We start from the raw sequence: 26,016 nt of genomic DNA, 5'->3' as shown, positions 1-26,016 counted from the left end.
CTACCTCCCATGAATGTCGCTGACACCCCGGAAACCGGGATTTTACATTCCGCGACGAAAACATATTTCCCCGGACTGCAAGCGTGACATCCTTTTTCGACGCGGTACGCAAATCCCGGCGGGCGACAGCCTCGGCGCAGCATGCTATAAACGATTTATCCCCTCAGCAAAGGTCGATGCGGTGAACCATACCCGAGATATTCCCCAAACCTTCTGGCGAGACGAACGCCTGCCGTGGCTGGAGCTGCGCAGCACCTGGGGCAGCCGTCAGGCCTATAAGCGCCACAGCCACCCGCAGCTCTCGGTGGGGGCGATTATCGACGGTGAAACGCGCTGCCTGTGCAATGGTCAGGAATATCTCCTGCAGCCCGGGGATCTGATCGTGATCCCGCCGCACGTGCCGCATAGCTGTAATCCGCTGCGTGACCGGCCGCGCAGCTATCATATGCTGTACCTGGAGGCGGCATGGTGCCATGCGCAGCGTCCGGATATTCCCCCTGGCGCCAGTATCACCTCGCCGCAACCGCTGCTGCGCGACAGCCCTCTCTTTGCCTGTTTCCAGCAGATTGTCGCCCTGATGAGCCGCGGCCGCATTGAGCAACTGCCCGCCCGGCTGGCGCAGCTCCTGCACGCGCTGCCGCTGTGCGCCGCCGCGCCGCAGGCGCCACATCACGCCAGCGCCCTGCTGTTTCAGCGCCTGGCGACAGATCTGCCGGCGCCGCCATCGCTGGATAAGCTGGCCCACGACAGCGCGCTACGTAAAGAGACCGTTATCCGCGCCGTGAAACAGGATACCGGCCTGACGCCCGCCAGTTTGATCAATATGGCGCGCATTGAATATGCGAAAACGCGCTTACGTGCCGGGGACCCTATTGCCGACGTCGGCTATCAGGCCGGCTTTGCCGATCAGAGCCATTTCCATAAAACCTTCGTCAGCTATACCGCCGCCACGCCGCGGCAGTATGCGCAAAGCCGATCAATTTCCGACAATAAGTAATTTTCCACCTGGCGTAGGGTGGCCTCAGCACCATTATCGAGGCCACTATGAATACCTTATCGACTCTCTTCCCCGCCGCCTTTCCGGCGTTAGCCCTGTCCCACTTTGTCGCTCTGCTCAGCCCGGGCCCCGATTTTTTTCTGCTGGTCGGTTACGCTGTACGCTACCGGATCCGCGGCAGCCTCGGACTGTGTCTCGGCATCGCCGCCGGGAATGCGTTGTATATTGTCCTGGCCATCGTTGGCTGGGGGCTTCTGCGCCAGGCGCCGCTGCTGTTTTTGCTCATCGAGCTGCTGGGCGCAGGCTATTTACTGTGGATTGGCAGCCTGCTGATTCGCAGCCGTCCCGCGGCGCTGGCGGTGGAGAGTGTTCGCGCATCGTGTCCGGGGTTCGGCAAGCAGCTGCTGCTGGGGCTGGGGTCATCGCTGCTCAACCCGAAGAACGCGCTGTTTTATCTGGCGCTGATGACCTCCCTGCTGGGGCCGGCGGTTACCTTGCTGCAGCAAACGGTAAGTGGCCTGTGGATGGTCAGCGTGGTGTTCTTCTGGGATTTACTGCTGGTGAGCGCGATTGCGCTGCCGCAGGTGCAGCACCGCCTGAGCGCCATCGTCTGGCGGGTCGAGCGGGCGGCGGGGGCGATCCTGATGATGTTCGGTCTGTGGATTATCTGGCGATTTTTGCACGACCTCGCCGTCAGGTTATATGCTTAAGTTTATGGAAAAACTCGCTGAACTGAAACGCGCCAAACTGCTGGCGCTGTCGCTGCTGCTGATCGCCGCCGCGCTATTTATCACCACCCTGCTGCTGCCGCCGACGCCATGGGTCAGCGCGCTGAAGGCCATTTCCGAAGCGGCGATGGTCGGGGCGCTGGCCGACTGGTTTGCGGTGGTGGCCCTGTTTCGTCGTATTCCGCTGCCCTTTGTCGCCCGCCATACCGCGATTATCCCGCGCAACAAAGATCGCATCGCTGACAACCTCGGCCGCTTTGTGGAAGAGAAGTTCCTCGATACCCCGTCGCTGGTGGCGCTGATCCGCCGCTATCAACCAGCTCTGATGCTCGGCAACTGGTTCAGCCAGCCGGAGAACGCCCGGCGGGTCGGCCAGCACCTGCTGCAGGTGATGAGCGGTTTTCTCGAACTGACCGATGACGCCCGCATTCAGCGCCTGCTGCGGCGCGCGGTGCATAAGGCGATCGATAAGGTCGACCTGACGCAGACCAGCGCCATGATGCTGGAGGGGCTGACCCGCGACAACCGCCATCAAAAGCTGCTGGATTCGCTGATAAATCAGTTGATCGCCCTGCTGCAGCGCGACAGCTCCCGCGCCTTTATCGCCCGCGGCATCGTGCGCTGGCTGGAGACCGAACACCCGCTGAAAGCCAGGCTATTACCCACCGAGTGGCTCGGCGAGCACAGCGCCGAGATGGTCACCGACGCCGTGAATACCCTGCTGGACGAGGTCACTCACGATCGCACCCACCAGATCCGCCAGACCTTTGACCGCGCGACGCAAAAGCTAATCGATAACCTGAAATCCGACCCGGAACTGGCGCAGAAGGCCGATAACATCAAAGCGTGGCTGAAAAATGATGAGACCTTCAACCGCTATCTTGGCGAAGTGTGGGGCGACCTGCGCGGTTGGGTAAAAAACGATATCAGCAGCGACGACTCGCGTATCAAGCAGCGCATCGCCGAGGCTGGCCAGTGGTTCGGTGAAACCTTACTCCGCGACGACGCGCTGCGCGAATCGCTTAACGAACACCTGGAGCAGGCGGCGCACCGGGTGGCCCCGGAGTTCGCCGCCTTCCTCACTCGGCATATCAGCGACACGGTGAAGAGCTGGGACGCCCGCGATATGTCGCGGCAGATCGAGCTTAATATCGGTAAAGATCTGCAGTTCATCCGCATCAACGGCACCCTGGTCGGGGGAACCATCGGCCTGTTGTTGTGGCTGCTCTCGCAGATCCCGTCGCTGCTGCATCTGCATATTGGTTAGCAATGATACTATCTGAACAATAGCGCTGAAAAATATTCCACAGGGAGGGCGAGATGATGCACCGGATGACCCGCTGGCTAACCCGGCACGCCGCCGCGCTGTTCTTCCCGGCGGCGCTCATTCTGTATGATTTTTCCGCCTATCTCACCACCGACCTGATCCAGCCGGGGATCCTGCACGTGGTGCGGGATTTCAACGCCGATGTGGCGCTGGCTCCAGCCTCGGTGAGCCTGTATATGGCCGGCGGCATGGCGCTGCAGTGGCTGCTGGGGCCGCTCTCTGACCGGATCGGACGGCGTCCGGTACTGCTCACCGGCGCGCTGATTTTCACCCTCGCCTGCCTGGCGACGCTGTTCACCACCTCCATGACCCAGTTCCTGATCGCCCGCTTCGTGCAGGGCACCAGCATCTGCTTTATCGCCACCGTCGGCTACGTCACCGTACAGGAAGCCTTTGAGGAAAAAAGATCGATCAGGCTGATGGCGGTGATCACCTCCGTCGTGCTGGTGGCGCCGATCGTCGGCCCGCTCTCCGGCGCGGCGCTGATGCATTTTATCCACTGGAAAGCGCTGTTCGGCATTATCGCCGCCATGGGGCTGGTGGCCTGGCTGGGGCTGCTGTTGACCATGCCGGAGACGGTGCGCCGCGGCGATGTGCCGTTCAGCCCCCTGGGCGTGCTGCGCGATTTTCGCAACGTCTTTCGCAACCGCATCTTTTTGCTCGGCGCCGCCACGCTGTCGCTGAGCTATATTCCGCTGATGAGCTGGGTGGCGGTATCGCCGGTGATTTTAATGGACGCCGGCGGGCTGACCACCAGCGAGTTCGCCTGGAGCCAGGTGCCGGTCTTCAGCGCCGTCATCATTGCCAACCTGTCGGTGGCGCGCTGGGTAAAAGATCCCACCCGTCCGCGCTTTGTGCTGAGCGCGGTGCCGGTACAGATGCTCGGCCTGGCCATCCTGATCGTGGGGAATCTGGCCTGGCCGCACGTCTGGCTGTGGTCGGTGCTCGGCACTTGCTTCTACGCCTTCGGCATCGGGCTGATTTTCCCGACGCTGTTCCGCTTTACCCTCTTTTCCAACGACCTGCCGAAAGGCACGGTCTCCGCCTCGCTGAATATCGTGATCCTCAGCGTCAGCGCCTTATCGATTGAAGGCGCGCGCTGGCTGTGGTTCCATGGCGGGAGACTGCCCTTCCACCTGTTGGCGGTGGTCGCGGGGCTCGCCGCCGCCTGCTGCCTCGCCGGACTGTTACGCCACCAGCGTCAGTGCGCGCAAGCGGTCATTGAAGCCCGGCAGTCGTGACCCCTTTGACGGAGAAAGCCCCATCATGAGTGAGATTGAACTCAGTCCGGCGCAGCGCGACCTGCTGCGCGACAGGCTCAGCAAGTACTGCGAAGAGACGTTTAACCTCGAACTGGAGCAGTTTGACGCTGAATTTTTTGTCGACTTTATCGCCCAGGAGCTGGGGCCGCTGTTTTACAACGCCGGTATCGAAGAGGCCATCCGCACCCACCTGGCATGGAGCGAGCGGATCCAGGAAGAGATGGATTTAAAGAAGGTCTATTAACGCCGCGCGCAGACGCAGGAGATCAATAAAAGCATACAAATAACAGGGTTATAATGGCGACTCTTTCAGCATCTCCCGTGTACGGGGAAGGAAAACCATGTCGCTTATCACCGATCTACCCGCCATTTTTGACCAGTTCTCGGAAGCTCGCCAGAAGGGCTTTCTCACCGTCATGGATCTTAAAGAGCAGAACGTGCCGCTGGTGGGCACCTACTGCACCTTTATGCCTCAGGAGATCGCCATGGCGGCGGGGGCCGTGGTGGTCTCGCTGTGCTCTACCTCCGATGAAACCATCGAGGAAGCGGAAAAGGATCTGCCGCGCAACCTCTGTCCGTTAATCAAAAGCAGCTACGGCTTCGGCAAAACCGATAAATGCCCCTACTTCTATTTCTCTGACCTGGTGGTTGGGGAAACCACCTGCGACGGTAAAAAGAAAATGTACGAGTACATGGCCGAGTTCAAGGCGGTCCACGTGATGCAGTTGCCGAACAGCGCCAGCGACGCGGCCTCCCGCGCCCTGTGGAAAGCGGAGATCCTGCGCCTGCAGCAGGTGATTGAGGCGCAGTTTGGCGCGTCGATTAGCGAGGCGGCGCTGCGCGAGGCCATCGTGCTGAAAAACCGCGAACGCCGGGCGCTGGCCTACTTTTATCGTCTCGGGCAGCTCAATCCGCCGGCGCTCAGCGGCGGCGACATCCTGAAAGTGGTGTATGGCGCCACCTTCCGCTTCGACAAAACCGCGCTGATTGACGAGCTCAACGCCATGGCGGAGCGCATCCGTCAGGAGTGGCGGCAGGGTAAACGACTGGCCTCACGCCCGCGCATTCTGATCACCGGCTGCCCGATCGGCGGGGCGGCGGAGAAAGTGGTTCGCGCCATCGAAGAAAACGGCGGCTGGGTGGTGGGCTATGAAAACTGCACCGGCGCGAAGGCGACCGAGCGCTGCGTGGCGGAAGAGGGCGACGTCTACGATGCCTTAACCGATAAATATCTCGCCATCGGCTGCTCCTGTATTTCCCCTAACGATCAGCGCCTGCAGCTGCTGAGCCAGATGGTGGAGGAGTACCAGGCCGACGGGGTAATCGACGTCATCCTGCAGGCCTGCCATACCTATGCCGTGGAATCGCTGGCCATTAAACGCCATCTGCGCCAGCAGCACGACCTTCCTTATATGGCGATTGAAACCGACTATTCGACAGCGGACCTCGGCCAGCTCAGCACCCGCGTCGCCGCCTTTATCGAAATGCTGTAAGGAGCACGCGTGATCTACACGGTTGGTATTGATTCCGGCTCCACCGCCACGAAAGGCATCCTGCTGGCGGACGGGGTGATTACGCGTCGTTTCCTCTGCCCGACCCCCTTTCGCCCTGCCGACGCCATCCATGAGGCCTGGGAGACGCTGCGCGCTGGCCTCGCGGAAACGCCCTTTTTAACCCTCACCGGCTATGGCCGCCAGCTGGTGGATTTTGCCGATAAACAGGTGACGGAGATTTCCTGTCATGGCCTCGGCGCCCGCCTGCTGGCGCCGGACACCCGCACGGTGATTGATATCGGCGGCCAGGACAGCAAGGTTATCCAGCTGGATGCCGGGGGCAACCTCAGCGACTTTCTGATGAATGACAAATGCGCCGCCGGTACCGGCCGTTTTCTGGAGGTCATTTCACGAACCCTCGGCGCCAGCGTCGAACAGCTGGACGTCATTACCGACGGCGTGGAACCGCACGCCATCACCAGCATGTGTACGGTATTCGCCGAATCGGAAGTCATCAGCCTGCGGTCGGCCGGGGTCGCGCCGGAGGCGATTCTGGCGGGGGTGATTAACGCCATGGCCCGGCGCAGCGCGAACTTTATCGGCCGCTTATCGGCGCAGGGACCGCTGCTGTTTACCGGCGGCGTCAGCCACTGCGCCGCCTTTGCCCGCATGCTGGAAAGCCATGTCGGCATGGCGGTGACAACCCATCCCGACGCCCAGTATGCCGGGGCGATTGGCGCGGCGCTGATCGGCCAGCGTCGGCGGAGGCGCGGATGACAACCTTTCTGTTTTTATTTCATTCCACGGTGGGAGTGGTGCGCACGCGCAAAGCCCTGCAGGCGGCGGAAATGACCTTCGAGGTCAAAGATATTCCCCGCCAGCTGCGCAGCGGCTGCGGACTGTGCATCCTGCTGGAGGGGACGGAAGCCGATGCGCGAAGCTGGATCCTGCCGGAGCTGACGGCGGCGTTGTATCAGCAGGACGGGGAAGCGTGGCGCTGTCTCGCCACCTTCCCATCGGCAGGTTAATCGCTTACCCCAAAGCGCGTCGCCGCGAAGCAGTTCAGCAGGCGGTGCATCAGAAAGACCAGGGTCAGCGTCACCACCAGCGAGACCGTCACCGAGGTGATGCGGTACAGATCGCTGAATACCAGATCCTGATAGGGATGCAGATTCTGGCCAAACATAATGCCGATGGTGGTGATGCTGGCGAAGCCCACCCCGGCGCCCACTTTCTCCATCACGTGCAGACGGGCGCTGAAGGCCAGCCCGAGGCCAATCAGCGGCATCATCAGGACCATGTGGTTGCTGAAGTCATAGATAATCAACTGCACCACCAGAATATAGAGGCAGGCCAGCACCACCCCCGCCACGCGCCAGATCGAGCTGATTACCGCCCCGCGATAGTGCATCGGGAACAGGATCAGGATCCCGGCCATCAGCGCTGACAGCGAGTCGCTGAGATCGCAGATCTGAAACACCACGAAGATGATCGTCGCCACCGTGCCGGAGAGCAGCGACTCGTGGCGGATGCGGGCGGCGTCTTTTTCAAGGCGCGGCGGCGGCTTGCGCGGCTCGACGTCCGGGATCAGGTAATGCAGCAGCGCGCTTAGCGCCACCGCCAGCACGCACGCTTCCATGTTGGAGAACATCAGGGTGTGCCAGTTACTGGTCGGGTAGCTCATAAAGTTGAGCATCGTGCTCTGACACACCACCCCCATCGACCCCAGCAGAAACAGCGGCCCCTGGCTCATAAAGCGAAAACGCATCACGTACAGGGCGAACACCACCAGCGTCATGATCACCGGCCACTGCGACAGATAGCCAACGATCAATACCATTTCGACGCAGTTCACCGCCGCGCTGAATACAAACTGGCGGGCGACATGGCGGTTGAACACCGGCACCAGCGACATCAGCATCAGCGGATAAACCACAAAAAATACGCCGTACTGCACGTCGTAGAAGGTGGAGATGCTGAGGGCAATGGTCCCGGCCACGGCGATACGCACCGTCTGGCGAAAATCATTCGCCGTGTAGACGATATTGCCGTGCGGGGTAAAGACGTGCGCCAGGGTATTAATAGACATAGTGCAACCAGCTCACCAGATGGATCTGCAGGCCAGCGAAGGTGCGGGCGAAAGGTCCCTCGCTATTGTACAGCTGCACCGTGGCGCGGGCGCCGGTCGGCAGCGGTTTCTCCAGCGGCTGATCCAGCGCGACGTGAATGCGCATTCGCTGGGCGTCGCGCACCCAGCGGGTGGACTGTTCCGGCTGCGACAGCTGACCGTTAACCGCCTCCTGCCCCGCCAGAATCCCGGCATCGCTGCTGGTGACATGCGCCGGGAAGACTTCCCCCGGCAGGGCGTCAAAGACCACCGCCGCATCGGTGTTTACCGCGGTGTGGCGCAGGCTCTTCTCACGGAAGTCAGCGACGATATCGGTATTGTTGTTGACCAGCGCCAGCACGGCCGTCGCCGCGGTGGCGTAGATCCCCGGGTTAAGCTGCAGGTTGCTGACCATGCCGTCAGTTTCCGCACGCACTTTGGTCCAGGCCAGGTTCAGCTGCGCCTCCTCCAGCGCGTTGCGGTATTTCTGCAGGGTGACGTTGCGCTTATCGTCGCGCTCGCCGCGCTGGATCAGCAGGTTCTGGATCTGCGCGTTCAGCGCCGAGACCGACTGCTCGCTGGTCTGCCAGGTGGTCCGCACCTTGTCGAGATCGGACTGCGAGACGTTCTGCATGGTGCTCAGGCGCTGATAGCGATCGAGCGTGACCTTATCGTTACGGGCGGTGTACTGCGCGGTGCGCAGGTTGGCGCGGGCGGCGGCGATTTGCGCGTCCAGCTGCTGGTTGCTCAGCTTCGCCTGTTCAAGGGCGATCTGTGCCGCTTCAACTTTATTAATGAATGGCGTTGGGTCGAGCTCATACAGCAGGTCGCCCTTTTTCACCTGGCTATTGTTATGCACGTAGACGTGCGAGACATAGCCGGAGACCCGCGACGAAACCGGGGTCACCACGCGCATGACGGTGGAGTCCGGCGTCAGCGGGATCCAGATATCGGCAACGATAAACCAGGCGAATATTCCCAGAAAAGCGGCAATACTCACCCGTACCCAGCGGGCAAATTTTTGTTCAGGCGTCATCATAGTGTGTTAGATCTTGTTATCTTCTTCGCGGATAGTCCGCAAACGGCAGGCGATTTGATTTAACGTGGCGCTGAAGGTGGCGAGGTCGGCCTCCGGGATGGTCTGGGTTACGCGCTCCTGATAGGTCTCGATCACGCGGCTCAGTTTTTCCAGAATAGCCCGCCCTTCGGCGGTCAGCGTCAGCAGGCGAATGCGTTTGTCATATGGCGATGTGGAACGCAACAGATAGCCCTGCTTTTCCAGTAATGAGAGGGTGCGCGTCAGCGGCGGCAGTTCAATCCCCTGCACCTCCGCCAGTTCGCTGACCGAGACGTTGTCTCCCAGCTGATGCAGCTGCATCAGCACCGTCCAGCTGGACTGGGTGAGTCCCGTATCGGTGATAGCGGAGTCAATAATCGCGCGCCACTGGCGCACCACCATGGCCATCCGCATCCCCAGCGGGCGGCGGGCAAACAGTTCGTCTTCAGTCACAGCTTTTCCTCTCATTGTTGAGAAGAAAATAATACTTATCAGGGTAAGTATCAAGAAACGGAAGGTCGCGTCGCATCAATTGATAAATTTCGTGAATGTTTCCCCGGCGTCGCCAGCGCTTACCGGGGCAAAGAAGAAATGATGTCTGAAAAAAACCGCACTTTTTAATTGATCTGATCCCGACGCAGGCCGATATCTTTCAGCTGTTCGTCGCTCATTTTCTGCAAAGCTCTGCGCGTTTGCTCCTGAAGCCACCATTTTTTGACAAATCGCACCAGCAGTACGAAACCGATAAATGGCTGTCTTGCCCTGTTCTCGTGAAATTCCATCCTCTACCTCCTCACCTTGCCAGAGGCTTTATCTTCACGGATTTGGGGGTAAGGAATACAGATTCACAAAACACTTTTCTTTAACATACAGATTAGCTAAAACGTACAGCAGACCCCACTTTTTACGGCCATCTGTACTGGTTATTCCATCTGTATGGCGGCAATTAAGGATACACATGACCCGCTATCAACATCTCGCGACGCTGCTGGCCGAACGCATTGAACAGGGCCTGTATCGCCACGGCGAAAAGCTGCCGTCGGTGCGCAGCCTGAGCCAGGAGCACGGCGTCAGCATCAGCACCGTCCAGCAGGCCTATCAGCTGCTAGAGCAGCAGCAGATGATTGTGCCGCAGCCGCGATCGGGCTATTTCGTCGCCCCCCGCAAGGCCCAGCCGCCGGTGCCGCCGATGTCGCGCCCGGTGCAGCGCCCGGTGGAGATCACCCAGTGGGATCAGGTGCTGACCATGCTCGACGCCCGCTACGATAAAACGATCATCCCCTTCGGCGGCGGCTCGCCGGACGTGACGCAGCCAAGCCTGAAGCCCATCTGGCGCGAACTGAGCCGGGCGATCCAGCACAACCTCACTGAGGTGTTGAACTATGACGAACTGGCCGGGCGCCGTGAGCTGCGGGAGCAGATCGCCCGCCTGATGCTCGACGGCGGATCGGTGGTGACTGCCGACGATCTGGTGCTCACCAGCGGCTGCCACAGCGCGCTGTCGCTGGCCCTGCTGTCGGTGTGCCAGCCTGGGGACATCATCGCCGTGGAATCCCCCTGCTACTACGGCACCATGCAGATGCTGCGCGGACTGGGATTAAAGACGATTGAGATCCCCACCGATCCGGAAACCGGGATCAGCATCGAGGCCCTGGAGCTGGCGCTGGATCAGTGGCCGATCAAAGGGGTGATCCTGGTGCCGAACTGCAACAACCCGCTGGGCTTTATCATGCCGGACGCTCGCAAGCGCGCAGTGCTGAACCTGGCCCAGCACCACGATATCGTTATTTTCGAGGATGATATCTACGGCGAGCTGGCCACCGAGTACCCGCGCCCGCGCACCATTCACTCCTGGGATATCGACGGCCGGGTGATGCTCTGCAGCTCCTTTACCAAAACCATCGCCCCCGGCCTGCGCATCGGCTGGATCGCCCCCGGTCGCTACTACGACAAGCTGCTACAGATGAAGTACGCCGCCAGCGGCACCAACGTCCCCTCCACTCAGCTGGCGGCCTGTAACTTTATTCGCGAAGGCCACTACCACCGTCACGTGCGGCGGATGCGGCAGATCTATCAGCGCAATATGGAGATCTATACCTGCTGGCTGCGGGAATTTTTCCCCTGCGGGATCTGCGTCACCCGGCCGAAGGGGGGTTTTATGCTGTGGGTGGAGCTGCCGGAGCAGGTGGATATGGTCTGTGTCGCCAAACAGCTGTGCCGGCTGAAGATCCAGGTCGCGCCGGGCTCGCTGTTTTCCGCGGCGGGCAAGTATCGCAACTGCGTCAGGATCAACTGCGCCCTGCCGCCGACCGAGAAACATAAAGCGGTGATGGTGAAGCTGGGAGAAGCGGTGAAGGTGGCGATGGAGTGAAGTGCAACCTGTTCTCCCCGGTGGCGCTGCGCTTACCGGGGCTACGGATGATCCCGCGTCAGCAAAGCGCTTCACTGGTCAAAAAACACCATCCCCTTATACGGCTGTTCGCGGCAGGCGGCCAGACGCTGGGCGAGGCTGCCGACGTGCAGCTCCAGCTTATGGCCGTCGGGGTCGAGGAAGTAGTGCGAGGCGCCTTCGCTGCGGTTCAGCTTCCACACCGCCACGCCGGCAACCTCAAGGCGAGCGGCGAAGCAGGCGAAATCGGCTTCGCTGATGCTAAACGCATAATGGGTGTAATCGCTCTCCTCCGGCGGGGTGATGCGCCGCTGCGGATCCAGCGACAGGCATAGCCACAGATCGCCGCAGGAGAGATAGGCGCCGCTCTCCCAGCGGGCGTGCAGCGTCATACCCAACAGCTGCTGATAAAACGCCACGCTCGGCGCCAGCTGGCTGACCGCCAGGGTCAGGTGATTCAGTCCGCTCAGCATGTCTGTTCCTCCAGTGAATTCACAATGAACTGGCGCAGCCATTGATGCGCCGGGTCGCGGTGCCAGCGCTCGTGCCACAGCATCAGCATCTCAAAGCCGGCGACCGCCAGCGGCGGCTCGACGACCGCCAGCCCGCGCTGCCCGCGCACCAGCCGCTCCGGCAGCATCGCCACCAAATCGCTGTTGCGCAGGGTCTCCAGCATAAACAGGAAATGTGGCACGGAGAGGACAACCCGCCGCGTCAGGCCAAGGTTCGCCAGCGCGGTATCGGTCGCTGCGCTGAAGCCGCCCCCGTCCGGGGAGACGATCGCTTGCTCCAGCTGACAGAACGTTTCCAGACTCAACCCTTGCCGCAGCGCCGGATGCCCGGCCCGACCCGCCAGCACGTAGCGCTCGCGAAACAGCAGGCGCTGATGCAGCCCCGGCGGCGCGCCCTCGCGGGTATGGAAGCAGAGATCCACTTCATCGCTGGCCGCCTGCTGCTCCAGACGCGCCGGCTGGAGCTCAAATACCGCCAGCCGACTGCCGGGAGAGGCCAGGCGTAGCCTGCCCAGCAACGGCAGGAGGATCGCCGAGGCCATATAGTCCGTCGCCGCCACCCGCCAGGTCTCCGCCGCCGTCGCCGGATCAAAAGGGCTGACCGGCGCCACCGCCTGCTCCAGCGCGGCTAACGCGGCGCGCAGCGGCTGGCGAAGCTCATCGGCGCGGGCGGTGGGCTGCATGCCGCGCGGGCCCGGCATCAGCAGCGGGTCGGCAAACATCTCCCGTAACCTGGCGAGCTGAATACTCACCGACGGCTGCGACAGATTCAGCCGCTGCGCCGCCCGGGTGACGTTGTTTTCACTGAGCAGCACGTCGAGCGTGCGCAGCAGATTGAGATCCAGACGATGTAAATTAATCACAGCTATACCTGGGATTGAAGTAATTAATTTCTACTATAGCGCCAGCTTTCCTACTCTGCAGATCTTCCCACTTCAGAGGTGATGTTATGAAAGTACTGCTGATTTACGCCCATCCGGAACCGCGCTCCCTCAATGGCGGACTCAAAGATTTCGCCATCCGTCATCTGCAGCAGGCCGGTCATGAAGTCCAGGTGTCCGATCTCTACGCCATGCGCTGGAAGGCCGGGTATGACGCCGACGACAGCGGCGCGCCGCCGGTCGGCGAGTTCTGGCGTCCTACCCTTGATTCAAAACAGGCCTTTTCGCAAGGAACTCAAAGCGCGGATATCGCAGCCGAGCAGGAAAAGCTGCTGTGGGCCGATACGGTGATTTTTCAGTTCCCGCTGTGGTGGTTCTCGATGCCGGCGATCATGAAAGGCTGGATCGATCGGGTATACGCCTGGGGTTTTGCCTATGGCGTCGGCGAGCATAGCGACCGCCACTGGGGCGATCGCTATGGGGAAGGCACCTTCGTCGGCAAGCGGGCAATGCTGATCGTCACCGCCGGCGGCTGGGCGGAACACTATTCACCGCGCGGGATCAATGGCCCCATCGACGACATCCTGTTCCCCATTCAGCACGGTATGCTGTTCTATCCCGGCTTCGAGGTGCTTCCGCCGCTGGTGTTCTACCGCACGGACAAAACCGATGCCGCGCAGTTCGCCGACCAGTGCGCCACCCTGGCCGGGCGGCTGGACACCCTGTGGCAAACGGAGCCCATTCCATTTCGCCGGCAAAATCATGGCGACTATCTGATCCCATCGCTGACGCTTCGCCCGGAGCTGGCGCCGGGGCAAAGCGGCCTGGCGGTGCATTTGCGTAGCGAGTAGCAGACAAACGCTGCCCGTCTTCGCCACCGAGGATGGGTAGTTTATCCGACTCTCTCCAGCCCCAGCATGCCTCGCGCCTGGATAAAGCACAGCAGCAATCCCCCCCACAGCGCCATCGTCAGATAGGGGCTGATACCGAGGATATTGAACCCACTCTCAATGATCTGCAGCAGGAACAGCGCTAGCACCATCCCGACGATGCGCCCGCTGCCGCCATCCGGATTCACGCCGCCAAGCACCGCCGCGAGGATCGACACCAACAGATACGATTCTCCATAAGACACTTTGGCTGAGTTCAGCTTCGACATCATCAGAAACGCGGCCACAGCGCAGAGCAGGGCCGAGATGACATATACCCACATCAACACCCGTCGGGTATTGATCCCGGAATAATGGGTCGCCCGCTCGTTGGATCCGATCAACATGATCGCCCGACCCAGCGGGCTTTTCTCCAGCAGCACCCACAGCCCGATCGCCACCACCGCAAAAAGCCACATTGGTAGCGGAATACCAAACCACTGGGCATGATTCAGCCACAGTACCCACTGAGGATAGTTAGCGATGGCGCTGCCGCCGGTGATCAAAATATTTATCCCTTTGAGCAGGGTCATCATACCGAGGGTCGCCAGGATCGGCGAAACACGGATCCCGGCGATCAGTATCCCGTTGCACAGGCCAATGATCATCGCCGCCCCTCCGCCGGCCAGCAGCGTCGCCAGCGCAGTGGCGGCACCCGGTGGATAGCTTGTCGCTACCCAGGCCATCACCAGCGAGCAGGCATTGGCGGTCGCGATAATTGACAGATTAATGCCGCCGCAAAGCATGGTCATTGCCATCGCCAGCGCCAGGATCCCCAACATCGGCATTTGCGAGGCAATCGACTGGAAATTAGTGACAGACCAGAAGATGTTTGGCATGGCAATGCTAAAGGCGATAACCGTCAGCAGCAGCAGGCCGATCAGGTAAAACTCAACGTTATTGCGCCATGATTTTTTCATAACAAGCTCCGGTTCTGATGCTGGCTCCAGGCCGTTACGCTGATACTGACGACGATGATCGCCCCGGTAATCAGGGTCTGCCAGTAGGAGGAGACCCCCAGCAGGTTCAGGCCGTTCTGCATCACCGCCAGTAAAATCACCCCCAGCAGCGTACCGGTGAGGGTTCCGCGCCCGCCAATCAGGCTGGTACCGCCCAGCACCACCGCGGCCAGCACCGTCAGCTCATAGCCCAGCAATGAATCCGGCGCGACAGTCATCACTGTCCATGCCTGCACGACACCTGCGGCCCCCGACATCAACCCCATATAGCCATAAACGAACAACTGCAGGCGGAGCACACTGAAGCCGACGCGGCTGGCGGATTCCCGGTTGCCGCCCATGGCATAGATCTTGCGGCCAACGGTGGTGAAATTCATGATAAACGCGGTCAACAACACCACCGCTATCATCGTCAGCAGCGGCAGCCCCAGGCCGTAATCGTAACCATCGGCATCGGTGTATTTGAACAGCATGACCCCCTTTTCAAACCACGGGGGGAAGTCATAGAGCCAGACACCTTTGCTTAACCACAGCAGTAAACCGTAGAAAATATTGAGCGTGGAAATGGTGATAATGATCGAGGGGACCCGCAGACGATTGACCAACAGCGCGTTAACCAGCCCCAGTAGCACGCCGATACCGCCGGCAAGCACAAAGGCCACCGCGAAGTTGCCGCCCACTTTTTGCAGCATCACCACCATGCCGTACTGGGCGATAATGGTCATGGCCGGGAAGGAGATATCAATCCCGCCGGCGATCAGCACCACGAACAGGCCACAGGCGAGGATAGTCAGCATCGCGTAGTTATTAGCGAGGTCGTAAATATTACCGAAAGTGAAAAATTCCTCACTGCGCCAGCCCAGCATCAGGCACAGCGCGATAATAAACATACCTAACCAGAATTCATGTTGTTTCAACAGATTAGCCATTAACCACCTCCGCTATCTGCTGTTGGTTACTGCTGTCCGGCAGGAAGCTATGCGTCAATTCGCCCTGCTTCATCACCAGGATGCGATGACTCTGGTACCACGCCTCTTCGATCTCGTCACAAATCATCAGCACGGCGATGCCATGGGCAGCCAAATCGCTGATGATATGATAGATCCCGGCTTTGTTTGCGATATCCACCCCCACCGTCGGGCTATCAAGGATCAGCAGCTTAGGGGCGATCGCCAGCCATTTGGCGATAGAGACGCGTTGGGCATTGCCGCCGGAGAGGGTATTCACCGGCAAATGCGTATCCGGCGCTTTAATGGTCAACGCGTTGACCATTCTCGTGACCAGTTGCTGAGCTTTACTGTCACTCAATAGTCCGCAAGTGCCTTTCACTTTATGAAACACCGTGCTGATGATGTTATTTTCAATCGACTGACTCATCACCAGGCCGCGTGACATACGGTCCTCAGAGACATAGCCGATACCGTGGCGGATAGCGTCCTGATTGCTACGCAACCGCACCGGTTGGCCATTTATCAGGATCTCGCCGCTGTCGGGGCGGGTCATGCCGAAAAGGCTCAGGCACAACTCTGTTCGCCCCGCACCCAGCAGGCCGACTATCGACACCACTTCTCCGGCTTCGACCTTCAGAGAGACGTTGTGATATTCCCCCTTGCGGCTGAGATTGCGCACTTCCAGTACCGGCGTGCTGCCCTTCCCTTGCCACAGGTCGCGCACCTGATAATCAAACTCCTGGCCCGTCATCAGAAAACCGAGTCGCCGAGTAGTCACCTCTGCCGCCGGTAAGGTGCCGACCAGATTGCCATCCTTCAGCACGCTGATGCGATCCGATACGGCCATGACCTCTTCCAGACGGTGGCTAACGAAGACGATGCAGATCCCCCTCTCACGTAGCTGGCGCACGACATTCAGTAGCCCCTCCACTTCCTGATGGGTCAATGAGGCCGTGGGTTCATCCATAATGATAAGCCGGGCGTCCTGCGCCAGCGCGCGGCAGATCGCCACCAGCTGGCAGCGGGCGATGGAGAGCGACTCAACGGTGGCATCAAGCGGCAGCGAGACGTTAATACTCCGCATCGCCTGCTCCGCACTGCGCCGCAGTTCGCTGCGCTTTACCAGCACGCCGCGGTGATAGTGGTTGATGGCAATGTTCTCCCACACGCTGAGATTGGGAAACAGCGACAGATCCTGATAAATCACCTGGATCCCATGGGCGACAGAGGCCGCAGGCGTCAGTCTGGGCCACGTCTTGCCGCCCAGCTCCATCGCCGCGCCCTCATCCGGGCGATAGACGCCGGAGATAATTTTGATCAACGTCGACTTCCCGCAACCGTTCTGCCCGGCCAGGCAGTGTACTTCCCCGGGCATAAAATCGATGCTGATATCATTGAGCGCGCGGTTAGCGTGGAAGGTTTTGCTGACGTGACGAAGGGAAAGGAAAGGTTCCATAACATCCCCTGGCAGGTTAAGCCGGGGCGCCAGGCGCCCCGGAAGATGGATTAGTAGAGCGAATCAATATTGTCTTTATTTACCAGCAGCACTTTATGGAAGCGGATAATATACTTGTCGCTATCGACATCCGCTTTACCGAGCTCTTTCAGTTCAAATCCTGGCTCAATGGATTTGCCGTTCAGCAGGGTGCTGGCGACGGCCGCGAGGGCATAGCCGGCTGTCGCCGGATCGTAGGTAATGCCTTCTGTAATATCACCACTCTTAATGAGGGAGGCCGCCTGCGATGGGATCATCATCCCGTAGACCGCAACTTTGTTTTTCGCACGCTTCTCTTTCACCGCGCGCCCCGCGCCAATCGGACCATTCGAACCAAAAGAGACCACCGCTTTCAAATCCGGGTAAGTTTTCATTAGATCGAGCGTGGTACGGCGGGAATCATCAACACTTTCCGCTACCGGCATGCGGCGGGTGACTTCATGCATGTCCGGATAATGCTCTTTTTGGTATTTCACCAGCAGATCGGCCCACAGGTTGTGCTGCGGTACCGTAAGGCTACCTACATAGATAACGTAGCCGCCTTTGCCACCCATCCGCTTGGCCATATGCTCCACATATTCAGCGGCGAACTTCTCGTTATCGATGATCTCCACATCCCAGTTGGCGCTCGGCTGTCCGGGCGATTCGTTGGTCAGCACGACGATGCCGGCGTCACGGGCTTTTTTGAATACCGGCTCCAGCACGTTGGCATCGTTAGGCACGATAGTGATGGCATCCACTTTACGTGCAATCAGGTCCTCAATAATTTTCACCTGCTGCGGCGCGTCGGTGCTGGACGGCCCAACCTGAGAGGCGTTGAGGTTAAACTCTTTCCCAGCCTGGACTACCCCTTCACCCATCCGGTTAAACCATGGCATGCCATTTACTTTTGAAATATTGACTACCGTTTTTTCCGCCGCATATACCGGCGCGGAAATAAGCGCAGCCCCCAACAGCAAGGATGAAAAAATATTAACGACCAGACGTTTATGCATAATAATTAGCCTCAATACGTTGTAGTCAGACAGGGGTATGACGCAAAATGGAAAAAAGATATAAATAGTAATAATGTTAATAATTTAGAAGAGAATAAACACAAGCTGTAACAGCAGACAGGTAATATCCAGCTATAAATATGGATAATAATACTATAATCCTGTGACGTGAGCTTTTTCACAAAAAGCCTGCAACATACTTTATTGTTCCATAATAATTATCAGGTCTATGAGAAAACCTATTTTCCCGTCTGGTCATTTACCGCAAAACAACAAAAAAATAATACCAGAAAAATCATATGGTTTTTGATTGCGCTCTTGGCCTATTCCGTGGCAGGATAAAAAGATGAACAGAAACGCGATCGTAACCTATCCCCGCCGTTGGTGGCTGCCTGCATAACAGGCGGCACGATACACGTTTCCATTTTCAAAGCCGCCGGAAGGCGGCTTTGGTGTTTTCAGGACGTCTTTCGGCTGAACAGTCTGATAAGGAGTCCCTGATGAACCATCCGCAAACCATCCTCACTGGCGACCGCCCCACCGGCCAGCTACATCTTGGCCATTACGTCGGCTCGCTGCGCCAGCGCGTCGCGCTGCAGCACGACCACCAGCAGTTTATCCTGATCGCCGACCTGCAAGGGCTCACTGACAACGGCAGCAACCCGCAAAAAATCAGCCATCATATTCTCGAAGTGATGGCCGATTATCTGGCCGTCGGCATTGACCCCAGGCTCACCACGCTCTGCCTGCAGTCCGCCCTGCCCGCGCTGGCGGAGCTCAGCGCGCTGTATATGAATATCGTCACCGTCGCCCGCGTGGAACGTAATCCGACGGTCAAAAATGAGATTGCCCAGAAGGGATTCGCCCGTTCGTTGCCGGTGGGCTTTCTCGCCTATCCGATTAGCCAGGCGGCCGATATCACCGCCTTCAAAGCCGAACTGGTGCCAGTGGGCGACGATCAGCTACCGATGATTGAGCAGACCAACGAGATCGTCCACAAGATGAATAGCCTCACCGGCGAACCGGTGCTGCGCCACTGCAAGGCGCTACTCAGCGAAGTGAGCCGCCTGCCGGGCGTCGACGGCAACGCCAAAATGTCGAAATCGCTGGGCAATACGCTGACGTTATCGGCCAGTGAAGAGGAGATCCACCGCGCGGTCAGCGCGATGTATACCGACCCGACGCACCTGAGAGTCAGCGATCCGGGGCATGTCGACGGCAACGTGGTGTTCACCTATCTCGACGCTTTCCATAGCGATAAGGCACTGGTGGCTGAGATGAAAGCCCACTATCAGCGCGGCGGGCTGGGGGATCGCCAGTGTAAAAATGAACTGGAAACCTGCCTGCAGGCGCTCCTGGCGCCGATCCGCGAACGGCGGGCCACCTTTATTCAGGATAAAGGGATGTTGCTGGAATTGTTGCGTCAGGGCAGCGAGCGCGCCCACCAGTTGACGCAGCAGACGCTGCATGAGGTGAAACGAGGTCTGGGGCTGCCGGTCCTGTTCTGAGGTGATGAAAGGTTTCCGGTAGTGGATATTTTGTTAACGCGTCGACAAGACCCTTCCTTTAGTGTGGACAACACCGCCGCGAATGTTACTATCACGTTAACGGTAGCTCTCACTATGCGTGTTTCATTAAGGCCAGGATCGCTGATGATACCACATAAGTAGTACAGCGTTCGGCTGCGCATCGACGCGGTAGAGCGCTGCGTCAGCGGCCCTTCCCCACTCATTCGTCCTTCGCAAGGAGGACGCTCCGCCCGCCGGAGAAGACACGCGTATCACTTCGCACAGGGAATCAAGCGAGTCGCGTATGGACAAAATAAAGAAACGTTGGACAGGGTATTTTGTCGGCTTACTGGTGGTACTCGCCGCCGCAGCATGGTGGCTGCTGCGCCCGCCGGGCCTCCCGGAGGGTTTTGCCAGTAGCAACGGACGAATCGAAGCCACCGAGGTGGATATTGCCAGCAAAATCGCCGGGCGTATCGACACCATTCTGGTCAAAGAGGGTCAGTTCGTGCACCAGGGAGAGGTGCTGGCGAGAATGGATACCCGTGTACTGAACGAGCAGCGTCTTGAAGCCGCCGCGCAAATCAAGGAAGCGGAAAGCACGGTCCTGGCCGCCAGAGCCTTGCTCGATCAGCGGCAAAGTGAAATGCGCGCCAGCGAAGCGGTAGTGAAGCAGCGTCAGGCGGAGCTGGATTCCACGGCGAAACGCCATGTTCGCTCAAACACCCTCTCTCAGCGTGGCGCCGTCTCCGCCCAGCAGCTGGATGACGATCGCGCGGCAGCAGAAAGCGCTCGCGCGGCGCTGGAGTCGGCGAAAGCCCAGGTCTCAGCCGCCCGCGCCGCCATCGAAGCTGCCCGCACCAGCATTATTCAGGCGCAAACCCGCGTCGAAGCCGCCCAGGCGACCGAGCGGCGGATCCTGGCCGATATTGACGATAGCGAGCTGAAGGCGCCCCGCGACGGCCGTATTCAGTATCGCGTCGCCGAGCCGGGTGAAGTGCTGGCCGCCGGTGGTCGGGTGCTGAATATGGTCGATCTCGCCGACGTCTATATGACTTTCTTTCTGCCCACCGAACAGGCGGGTCTGCTGGCGCTCGGCAGCGAAGCGCGCTTGATCCTCGATGCCGCTCCGGATCTGGTGATCCCGGCCAATATCAGCTTTGTCGCCAGCGTCGCCCAGTTCACGCCGAAAACGGTGGAGACCCGCGACGAGCGTCTCAAACTGATGTTCCGCGTCAAAGCGCGCATCCCGCCGGCGCTGCTGGCGCAGCACCTGGAGTATGTCAAAACCGGTCTGCCCGGCATGGCTTACGTGCGGCTGGATAACCAGCAGTCCTGGCCTGAAGCCCTGACGGTGAGGTTGCCGCAATGATACTGACGCCACAGGATACTTCGCCTCCCGTCGCCCGGCTGGACAACGTTGGCCAGCGCTTCGGCATCACCGTGGCGCTGCGGGATATCAGTCTGGCGATCCCGGCGCGGCGCATGGTCAGCCTGATTGGCCCGGACGGCGTCGGCAAATCGAGCCTGCTCTCTCTCATCGCCGGGGCGCGGGCCATTGAGCAGGGTAACGTGATGGTGCTCGGCGGGGATATGCGCGACGTTCATCACCGCCGCGAGGTGTGCCCGAAGATTGCCTGGATGCCGCAGGGGCTGGGGAAAAACCTCTATCACACCCTTTCGGTGTATGAAAACGTCGACTTCTTCGCCCGCCTGTTTGGCCACGATAAAGCCGAACGCGAATCTCGTATCAACGAGCTGCTGCAGAGCACCGGGCTGGCGCCGTTTCGCGATCGCCCGGCGGGTAAGCTCTCCGGCGGGATGAAGCAAAAGCTGGGGCTCTGTTGCGCCCTTATCCACGACCCGCAGCTGCTGATCCTCGATGAACCCACCACCGGCGTCGACCCGCTTTCCCGGGCGCAGTTCTGGGAGCTTATCGACAGCATTCGTCAGCGCCAGCCGGAGATGAGCGTACTGGTGGCTACCGCCTACATGGAAGAGGCTGAGCGCTTTGACTGGCTGGTGGCGATGAACGCCGGCGAGGTGCTGGCGACCGGTACCGCTGCGGAGCTGAAAGCGCAGACCGGCAGTCAGACGCTGGAGCAGGCGTTTATCGCCCTGCTGCCGGAAGCGCAGCGCCAGGCGCATAAGGCAGTGGTAATCCCGCCGCGCGACGACCGCGAGGAAGAGATCGCCATCGAAGCCCGTGGGCTGACCATGCGCTTTGGCGACTTCGTCGCCGTCGACCACGTTAACTTCCGCATCGCCCGCGGTGAAATCTTCGGCTTCCTCGGCTCCAACGGCTGCGGCAAATCCACCACCATGAAGATGCTCACCGGCCTGCTGCCCGCCAGCGAAGGCGAAGCCTGGCTGTTCGGCCAGCCGGTCGACCCGAAAGATATCGCCACCCGCCAGCGGGTGGGCTATATGTCGCAGGCTTTCTCGCTCTATAGCGAACTGACCGTCCGGCAAAACCTCGAACTGCACGCCCGCCTGTTTCATATTCCGGACGGCGAAATCCCCGGTCGGGTGGCGGAAATGAGCGAGCGCTTCATGCTCAGCGAGGTGGAAGACGCCCTGCCCACCGCCCTGCCGTTGGGCATCCGTCAGCGTCTGTCGCTGGCGGTGGCGGTCATCCATCGCCCGGAAATGCTGATCCTCGACGAACCCACCTCCGGGGTCGATCCGGTGGCACGGGATATGTTCTGGCAGCTGATGGTCGACCTCGCGCGTCAGGATCGGGTGACCATTTTTATCTCCACCCACTTTATGAATGAGGCAGAACGCTGCGACCGCATCTCGCTGATGCACGCCGGCAAGGTGCTGGCCAGCGATACGCCGCAGGCGCTGGTCGAGCAGCGCGGTGCCGCCAGCCTCGAAGAGGCGTTTATCGCCTGGCTCCAGGAGGCGCAGCCAACCGCCGCTGCTCCTGAGGAACCTGCGCCAGCTGCAGCATCCCATCCAGAACGCGCGGCCCCGCGCCAGGCCTTCAGTCTGCAACGGCTGTTCAGCTACAGCCGCCGCGAAGCGCTGGAACTGCGCCGCGATCCGGTGCGCTCGACGCTGGCGCTGCTGGGAACGGTGATCCTGATGTTTATCATGGGCTATGGGATCAGCATGGACGTCGAGGATCTACGCTTTGCGGTACTCGACCGCGATCAAACCCTCAGCAGTCAGGGCTGGTCGCAGAATATCGCTGGCTCACGCTACTTTATCGAACAGGCGCCGCTGCGCAGTTACGATGAGCTCGACCGGCGGATGCGCGACGGCGAGCTGGCGGTGGCGATAGAGATCCCGCCGAACTTTGGCCGCGATATCGCCCGCGGCACGCCGGTGCAAATCGGCGTCTGGGTGGATGGCGCAATGCCAAACCGCGCGGAAACGGTACGCGGCTATGTGCAGGCCATGCATCTGGCCTGGCTGCAGGAGATGGCCGCCCGGCAGAGCAGTCCGCAGCGCGCTACCTCTCTCATCTCCATTGAGACCCGCTATCGCTATAATCCGGACGTGAAGAGCCTGCCGGCCATCGTCCCGGCGGTGATCCCGCTGCTGCTGATGATGATCCCGGCGATGCTCAGCGCCCTGAGCGTGGTACGCGAGAAGGAGCTCGGGTCGATCATCAACCTGTACGTGACGCCGACCACCCGCAGCGAATTCCTGCTCGGCAAGCAGGTGCCTTACATCGTACTGGGAATGTTTAACTTCTTTTTGCTGTGCGCGCTGTCGGTCTTCGTCTTTGGCGTATCACATAAGGGCAGCTTCCTGACGCTGAGCCTGGCGGCGCTGCTCTATGTCACCATCGCCACCGGACTGGGACTGCTGATCTCAACCTTTATGAAGAGCCAAATCGCCGCCATCTTCGGCACCGCCATCATTACGCTCATCCCGGCGACCCAGTTCTCCGGGATGATCGATCCGGTGGCGTCGCTGGAAGGCCCCGGGCGCTGGATTGGACAAATCTACCCGACCAGCCACTTCCTGACTATCGCCCGCGGCACCTTCTCCAAGGCGCTGAATCTCAGTGATTTGTGGGGCTCCTTTATTCCCCTACTGATTGCGGTGCCGCTGGTGCTCGGGCTGAGCGTGTTGCTGCTGAAGAAACAGGAGGGGTGATGCGCGGATTACGTAATATTTATAACCTCGGCGTTAAAGAGCTGCGCAGCCTGCTGGGTGATAAAGCGATGCTGGCGCTGATCGTGTTTGCTTTTACCGTGTCGGTGTACTCCTCAGCTACGGTGATGCCCGGCTCGCTGCACCTGGCGCCGATTGCGGTTGCCGATATGGATAAGTCGCAGCTCTCTTCACGCATCATTAACGCTTTCTACCGCCCCTGGTTTCTCGAACCGGAGCTGATCACCGCCGATGAGATGGACGCCGGCCTGGATGCCGGGCGCTACACTTTCGCCATCAATATTCCGCCAAATTTCCAGCGCGATGTGCTGGCCGGCCGCCAGCCGGAAGTGCAGGTCAACGTCGACGCCACGCGCATGAGCCAGGCCTTTACCGGCAACGGCTATATCCAGAATATTATTAACGGCGAAGTAAACGGCTTCATTGCCCGCTATCGGGAGAACAGCGTGCTGCCGGTAGAGCTGGCGGTAAGAATGCGCTTTAACCCTAACCTGGAACAGGAGCGCTTTGGCGCGGTGATGGCGATCATCAACAACATCACCATGCTGGCTATTGTCCTCACCGGCTCGGCGCTAATCCGCGAGCGCGAGCACGGTACCATCGAGCATCTGCTGGTGATGCCGGTTACGCCGTTTGAGATCATGATGGCCAAGATCTGGTCGATGGGGCTTGTGGTATTGGTGGTCTCCGGGCTGTCGCTGCTGCTGATGGTTCAGGGGATTTTGCAGGTGCCCATTGAGGGGTCGATTCCACTGTTTATGCTGGGGGTGGCGCTCAGCCTGTTCGCCACCACCTCGATCGGCATTTTTATGGGCACCCTCGCCCGCTCGATGCCGCAGCTGGGGCTGCTGATGATCCTGGTGCTGCTGCCGCTGCAGATGCTCTCTGGCGGCTCCACGCCGCGGGAAAGTATGCCGCAGCTGGTCCAGGATATCATGTTGACCATGCCGACCACCCACTTCGTCAGTCTGGCGCAGGCGATTCTGTACCGCGGCGCCAGCTTCAGTATCGTCTGGCCGCAGTTCTTAACCTTGCTGGCTATCGGAGCGGTGTTCTTTACTATCGCCCTGCTGCGTTTTCGCAAAACGATTGGTCAGATGGCGTAAGGGCTTAAGAAGGGCCGTCGACTCCCGGCGGCCCGAATGGTTTATTTGTGGCGATTCATAAAGTGGCGAAGACCCCAGGTGAAGGCCATCGCCATGCTGAAGAGAATGAACAGCAGCACCACCCAGCTGATGGAGATGCGCAGCAGCGTGCCGGGGGTCATAAACGGCTGCAGATAGACAGTGAAGGACTGGGCGGGTGATTTCCCCAGCAGTTCATACAGGTTATCCGTCAGCCACACGCCGACCCGGCAGAACAGCCAGATTATCGCTGGCCAGCAGAGCAGCACCAGAAAGGTAAAGCGCTCCTGAAGGTAGGTGAAGAGCCGGCGCAACGGCGACCAGTTAAGCAGGATTTTCATTTCTATTCTCATATTGCCAGCCGATAACCAGAGCAGATAACGCAAGGTACGTCGGGCAGCATCCATACAGGCAATCATCCCTCTTTGTATATCAAATTTGCTGTCATATAAACCAGATCAAGTTAACAAAGTGTTAATGATATAGCGGATCAAGCCCAAAAACCGGCAAGATGCATACCCATTGTTGCAATAAATGGGGAGTGAAGTCCTCAGCGGCGGAAATAATTTCGTAATTTCGCTAACGCGTTAATATTCCGAAAGAAGAAGCAGCGCTATTATTTCGCAGAGCACAAGATAATAGCGCTGAAATAGAGAGAGATATTTAATCGTAGCCACTGATAATTATTTTTCGACTCGTATCATTGGATAAATTCACGGTACGAGCGACCACACCACGCGCGTAATTCTCAGTATTTTGCGAGGCAAAAAGATAGGTATTTTTTCCGCAGCGTTGCAGAGGTTGTTTATTCACCATACCCGTGTTGCAGGTTTCTGACACCACCCGCCCGGAGAGCGTCAGGTTGGCGGGTTAGCGAAGCAGTAGCAGGACTTCAGGCGATATTTTTCCCTGAGTCAGTGCTGCATATCTTGTCCGCGCCACAGGGGCGTAGCCCCATGTCAGATCCGTAGCCCCGGTAAGCGCAGCGCCAGCGGGGAGATATACCCCACAAAGCAAAAAACCCCGCACCTTTCGGGACGGGGTTCTTTTTAAACGCAAAAACAAAAAGCTCAGTCTTTCGACTGAGCCTTTCGTTTTATTTGATGCCTGGCAGTTCCCTACTCTCACATGGGGAGACCCCACACTACCATCGGCGCTACGGCGTTTCACTT

Annotated in this window: 26 protein-coding genes; 14 read left to right on the top strand and 12 right to left on the bottom strand. The window is 59.4% G+C overall.

The window, feature by feature from the left end; all coding sequences use genetic code 11:
- The first annotated feature begins 181 nt into the window (after window positions 1-181).
- From L2I46_RS20280 to L2I46_RS20245, 8 genes are all read left to right on the top strand, one after another.
- On the top strand, window positions 182-997 hold the full coding sequence (locus tag L2I46_RS20280; protein WP_236948184.1) for an AraC family transcriptional regulator: 816 nt from the start codon (window positions 182-184) through the stop codon (window positions 995-997).
- A 47-nt stretch (window positions 998-1,044) separates the two neighbouring features.
- Window positions 1,045-1,707 (top strand): LysE family translocator, encoded by a 663-nt coding sequence (locus tag L2I46_RS20275; protein ID WP_023291838.1) that lies wholly within the window; start codon window positions 1,045-1,047, stop codon window positions 1,705-1,707.
- On the top strand, window positions 1,700-2,992 hold the full coding sequence (locus tag L2I46_RS20270) for a DUF445 domain-containing protein (RefSeq protein ID WP_023291837.1): 1,293 nt from the start codon (window positions 1,700-1,702) through the stop codon (window positions 2,990-2,992). Before L2I46_RS20275 ends, L2I46_RS20270 begins: the two co-directional genes overlap by 8 nt.
- 53 nt (window positions 2,993-3,045) lie before the next feature.
- Window positions 3,046-4,293: a multidrug efflux MFS transporter MdtM gene (gene mdtM, locus L2I46_RS20265; protein ID WP_023291836.1), complete on the top strand. Its 1,248-nt coding sequence runs from the start codon at window positions 3,046-3,048 to the stop codon at window positions 4,291-4,293.
- Between the two features lie 25 nt (window positions 4,294-4,318).
- Complete coding sequence (locus L2I46_RS20260; protein ID WP_004204157.1) at window positions 4,319-4,558, top strand: DUF2164 domain-containing protein; 240 nt, start codon at window positions 4,319-4,321, stop codon at window positions 4,556-4,558.
- Between the two features lie 97 nt (window positions 4,559-4,655).
- Window positions 4,656-5,807, top strand: a complete 1,152-nt coding sequence (locus L2I46_RS20255) for a double-cubane-cluster-containing anaerobic reductase (protein ID WP_085551434.1) — start codon at window positions 4,656-4,658, stop codon at window positions 5,805-5,807.
- A 9-nt stretch (window positions 5,808-5,816) separates the two neighbouring features.
- Window positions 5,817-6,584 carry a putative 2-hydroxyacyl-CoA dehydratase activator YjiL gene (gene yjiL, locus L2I46_RS20250; RefSeq protein ID WP_032454750.1) on the top strand — a complete coding sequence of 256 codons (768 nt, stop codon included), beginning with the start codon at window positions 5,817-5,819 and terminating at the stop codon, window positions 6,582-6,584.
- Window positions 6,581-6,835 carry a DUF3343 domain-containing protein gene (locus L2I46_RS20245; protein ID WP_032454749.1) on the top strand — a complete coding sequence of 85 codons (255 nt, stop codon included), beginning with the start codon at window positions 6,581-6,583 and terminating at the stop codon, window positions 6,833-6,835. The genes yjiL and L2I46_RS20245 overlap by 4 nt, the downstream gene beginning before the upstream one ends.
- Here the strand turns inward: L2I46_RS20245 and L2I46_RS20240 are convergent.
- From L2I46_RS20240 to L2I46_RS20225, 4 genes are all read right to left on the bottom strand, one after another.
- Window positions 6,832-7,896, bottom strand: coding sequence for a DUF2955 domain-containing protein (locus L2I46_RS20240; protein ID WP_085551435.1), 1,065 nt, complete (start codon window positions 7,894-7,896; stop codon window positions 6,832-6,834). The genes L2I46_RS20245 and L2I46_RS20240 overlap by 4 nt on opposite strands.
- Window positions 7,886-8,953: an HlyD family secretion protein gene (locus L2I46_RS20235; RefSeq protein WP_023291831.1), complete on the bottom strand. Its 1,068-nt coding sequence runs from the start codon at window positions 8,951-8,953 to the stop codon at window positions 7,886-7,888. The genes L2I46_RS20240 and L2I46_RS20235 overlap by 11 nt, the downstream gene beginning before the upstream one ends.
- A gap of 6 nt (window positions 8,954-8,959) precedes the next feature.
- Complete coding sequence (locus L2I46_RS20230) at window positions 8,960-9,424, bottom strand: MarR family winged helix-turn-helix transcriptional regulator (RefSeq protein ID WP_023291830.1); 465 nt, start codon at window positions 9,422-9,424, stop codon at window positions 8,960-8,962.
- A 164-nt stretch (window positions 9,425-9,588) separates the two neighbouring features.
- Window positions 9,589-9,753 carry a DUF1127 domain-containing protein gene (locus tag L2I46_RS20225; protein WP_023319656.1) on the bottom strand — a complete coding sequence of 55 codons (165 nt, stop codon included), beginning with the start codon at window positions 9,751-9,753 and terminating at the stop codon, window positions 9,589-9,591.
- 176 nt (window positions 9,754-9,929) lie between these two features.
- Here L2I46_RS20225 and L2I46_RS20220 point away from each other — a divergent pair, with 176 nt between their 5' ends.
- Window positions 9,930-11,342, top strand: coding sequence for an aminotransferase-like domain-containing protein (locus L2I46_RS20220; protein ID WP_236948183.1), 1,413 nt, complete (start codon window positions 9,930-9,932; stop codon window positions 11,340-11,342).
- A 71-nt stretch (window positions 11,343-11,413) separates the two neighbouring features.
- Here L2I46_RS20220 and fosA read toward each other — a convergent pair whose 3' ends face one another.
- Together fosA and L2I46_RS20210 are read right to left on the bottom strand one after the other, a co-directional pair.
- Window positions 11,414-11,833, bottom strand: a complete 420-nt coding sequence (fosA, locus tag L2I46_RS20215; RefSeq protein WP_072421092.1) for a FosA5 family fosfomycin resistance glutathione transferase — start codon at window positions 11,831-11,833, stop codon at window positions 11,414-11,416.
- Window positions 11,827-12,735 (bottom strand): LysR family transcriptional regulator, encoded by a 909-nt coding sequence (locus tag L2I46_RS20210; RefSeq protein ID WP_236948182.1) that lies wholly within the window; start codon window positions 12,733-12,735, stop codon window positions 11,827-11,829. Before L2I46_RS20210 ends, fosA begins: the two co-directional genes overlap by 7 nt.
- Before the next feature lie 86 nt (window positions 12,736-12,821).
- On the opposite strand from L2I46_RS20210, the gene L2I46_RS20205 reads away from it, so the two are divergent.
- Entirely contained in the window at window positions 12,822-13,604 is a 783-nt protein-coding gene (locus L2I46_RS20205) for an NAD(P)H-dependent oxidoreductase (RefSeq protein WP_048336338.1), read from the top strand.
- A gap of 41 nt (window positions 13,605-13,645) precedes the next feature.
- Here L2I46_RS20205 and L2I46_RS20200 read toward each other — a convergent pair whose 3' ends face one another.
- Genes L2I46_RS20200 through L2I46_RS20185 form a run of 4 tightly spaced genes read right to left on the bottom strand, consistent with a single transcriptional unit; the run spans window position 13,646 to window position 18,081 of the window.
- Complete coding sequence (locus L2I46_RS20200) at window positions 13,646-14,602, bottom strand: ABC transporter permease (RefSeq protein ID WP_236948181.1); 957 nt, start codon at window positions 14,600-14,602, stop codon at window positions 13,646-13,648.
- The gene (locus tag L2I46_RS20195) at window positions 14,599-15,570 is read right to left on the bottom strand and encodes an ABC transporter permease (protein WP_023291824.1); all 972 of its coding nucleotides are present in this window, start codon (window positions 15,568-15,570) and stop codon (window positions 14,599-14,601) included. The genes L2I46_RS20200 and L2I46_RS20195 overlap by 4 nt, the downstream gene beginning before the upstream one ends.
- Complete coding sequence (locus L2I46_RS20190; protein WP_023291823.1) at window positions 15,563-17,047, bottom strand: sugar ABC transporter ATP-binding protein; 1,485 nt, start codon at window positions 17,045-17,047, stop codon at window positions 15,563-15,565. The genes L2I46_RS20195 and L2I46_RS20190 overlap by 8 nt, the downstream gene beginning before the upstream one ends.
- Window positions 17,048-17,097: 50 nt before the next feature.
- Window positions 17,098-18,081, bottom strand: a complete 984-nt coding sequence (locus L2I46_RS20185; RefSeq protein ID WP_236948180.1) for an autoinducer 2 ABC transporter substrate-binding protein — start codon at window positions 18,079-18,081, stop codon at window positions 17,098-17,100.
- A gap of 500 nt (window positions 18,082-18,581) precedes the next feature.
- On the opposite strand from L2I46_RS20185, the gene trpS reads away from it, so the two are divergent.
- The 4 genes from trpS to L2I46_RS20165 all read left to right on the top strand — a co-directional run bounded on the left by trpS (window position 18,582) and on the right by L2I46_RS20165 (window position 24,826).
- Window positions 18,582-19,589, top strand: a complete 1,008-nt coding sequence (gene trpS, locus L2I46_RS20180; protein WP_072421090.1) for a tryptophan--tRNA ligase — start codon at window positions 18,582-18,584, stop codon at window positions 19,587-19,589.
- A 304-nt stretch (window positions 19,590-19,893) separates the two neighbouring features.
- Window positions 19,894-20,961 carry an HlyD family secretion protein gene (locus tag L2I46_RS20175; protein ID WP_236948179.1) on the top strand — a complete coding sequence of 356 codons (1,068 nt, stop codon included), beginning with the start codon at window positions 19,894-19,896 and terminating at the stop codon, window positions 20,959-20,961.
- The gene (rbbA, locus tag L2I46_RS20170; protein WP_236948178.1) at window positions 20,958-23,702 is read left to right on the top strand and encodes a ribosome-associated ATPase/putative transporter RbbA; all 2,745 of its coding nucleotides are present in this window, start codon (window positions 20,958-20,960) and stop codon (window positions 23,700-23,702) included. Before L2I46_RS20175 ends, rbbA begins: the two co-directional genes overlap by 4 nt.
- Window positions 23,702-24,826 carry an ABC transporter permease gene (locus tag L2I46_RS20165; RefSeq protein ID WP_048336335.1) on the top strand — a complete coding sequence of 375 codons (1,125 nt, stop codon included), beginning with the start codon at window positions 23,702-23,704 and terminating at the stop codon, window positions 24,824-24,826. The genes rbbA and L2I46_RS20165 overlap by 1 nt, the downstream gene beginning before the upstream one ends.
- A 41-nt stretch (window positions 24,827-24,867) precedes the next feature.
- On the opposite strand, the gene L2I46_RS20160 is transcribed toward L2I46_RS20165, so the two are convergent.
- The gene (locus tag L2I46_RS20160) at window positions 24,868-25,185 is read right to left on the bottom strand and encodes a hypothetical protein (protein WP_004204117.1); all 318 of its coding nucleotides are present in this window, start codon (window positions 25,183-25,185) and stop codon (window positions 24,868-24,870) included.
- Window positions 25,186-25,507: 322 nt separating this feature from the next.
- Window positions 25,508-25,705: a DUF2574 family protein gene (locus tag L2I46_RS29805; RefSeq protein WP_117264931.1), complete on the bottom strand. Its 198-nt coding sequence runs from the start codon at window positions 25,703-25,705 to the stop codon at window positions 25,508-25,510.
- Between the last annotated feature and the right edge of the window lie 311 nt (window positions 25,706-26,016).

The organism is Klebsiella sp. 2019SCSN059 (genome assembly GCF_021739525.1).
Taxonomy (GTDB): Bacteria; Pseudomonadota; Gammaproteobacteria; order Enterobacterales; family Enterobacteriaceae; genus Klebsiella; species Klebsiella quasipneumoniae.
This window is presented reverse-complemented; position numbering and strand designations above follow the sequence as displayed.

Excerpts from the sequence above, each read along its gene's own strand:
- L2I46_RS20260 (WP_004204157.1), top strand. The coding sequence starts at position 4,319 with ATGAGTGAGATTGAACTCAGTCCGGCGCAGCGCGACCTGCTGCGCGAC.
- L2I46_RS20160 (WP_004204117.1), bottom strand. The coding sequence starts at position 25,185 with ATGAAAATCCTGCTTAACTGGTCGCCGTTGCGCCGGCTCTTCACCTAC.
- L2I46_RS20190 (WP_023291823.1), bottom strand. The coding sequence starts at position 17,047 with ATGGAACCTTTCCTTTCCCTTCGTCACGTCAGCAAAACCTTCCACGCT.
- L2I46_RS20255 (WP_085551434.1), top strand. The coding sequence starts at position 4,656 with ATGTCGCTTATCACCGATCTACCCGCCATTTTTGACCAGTTCTCGGAA.
- L2I46_RS20240 (WP_085551435.1), bottom strand. The coding sequence starts at position 7,896 with ATGTCTATTAATACCCTGGCGCACGTCTTTACCCCGCACGGCAATATC.
- fosA (WP_072421092.1), bottom strand. The coding sequence starts at position 11,833 with ATGCTGAGCGGACTGAATCACCTGACCCTGGCGGTCAGCCAGCTGGCG.
- L2I46_RS20165 (WP_048336335.1), top strand. The coding sequence starts at position 23,702 with ATGCGCGGATTACGTAATATTTATAACCTCGGCGTTAAAGAGCTGCGC.
- rbbA (WP_236948178.1), top strand. The coding sequence starts at position 20,958 with ATGATACTGACGCCACAGGATACTTCGCCTCCCGTCGCCCGGCTGGAC.
- trpS (WP_072421090.1), top strand. The coding sequence starts at position 18,582 with ATGAACCATCCGCAAACCATCCTCACTGGCGACCGCCCCACCGGCCAG.
- L2I46_RS20275 (WP_023291838.1), top strand. The coding sequence starts at position 1,045 with ATGAATACCTTATCGACTCTCTTCCCCGCCGCCTTTCCGGCGTTAGCC.
- L2I46_RS20235 (WP_023291831.1), bottom strand. The coding sequence starts at position 8,953 with ATGATGACGCCTGAACAAAAATTTGCCCGCTGGGTACGGGTGAGTATT.
- L2I46_RS20270 (WP_023291837.1), top strand. The coding sequence starts at position 1,700 with ATGCTTAAGTTTATGGAAAAACTCGCTGAACTGAAACGCGCCAAACTG.
- L2I46_RS20245 (WP_032454749.1), top strand. The coding sequence starts at position 6,581 with ATGACAACCTTTCTGTTTTTATTTCATTCCACGGTGGGAGTGGTGCGC.
- mdtM (WP_023291836.1), top strand. The coding sequence starts at position 3,046 with ATGATGCACCGGATGACCCGCTGGCTAACCCGGCACGCCGCCGCGCTG.
- L2I46_RS20225 (WP_023319656.1), bottom strand. The coding sequence starts at position 9,753 with ATGGAATTTCACGAGAACAGGGCAAGACAGCCATTTATCGGTTTCGTA.
- L2I46_RS20220 (WP_236948183.1), top strand. The coding sequence starts at position 9,930 with ATGACCCGCTATCAACATCTCGCGACGCTGCTGGCCGAACGCATTGAA.
- L2I46_RS20175 (WP_236948179.1), top strand. The coding sequence starts at position 19,894 with ATGGACAAAATAAAGAAACGTTGGACAGGGTATTTTGTCGGCTTACTG.
- L2I46_RS20185 (WP_236948180.1), bottom strand. The coding sequence starts at position 18,081 with ATGCATAAACGTCTGGTCGTTAATATTTTTTCATCCTTGCTGTTGGGG.
- L2I46_RS20205 (WP_048336338.1), top strand. The coding sequence starts at position 12,822 with ATGAAAGTACTGCTGATTTACGCCCATCCGGAACCGCGCTCCCTCAAT.
- L2I46_RS20200 (WP_236948181.1), bottom strand. The coding sequence starts at position 14,602 with ATGAAAAAATCATGGCGCAATAACGTTGAGTTTTACCTGATCGGCCTG.
- L2I46_RS20195 (WP_023291824.1), bottom strand. The coding sequence starts at position 15,570 with ATGGCTAATCTGTTGAAACAACATGAATTCTGGTTAGGTATGTTTATT.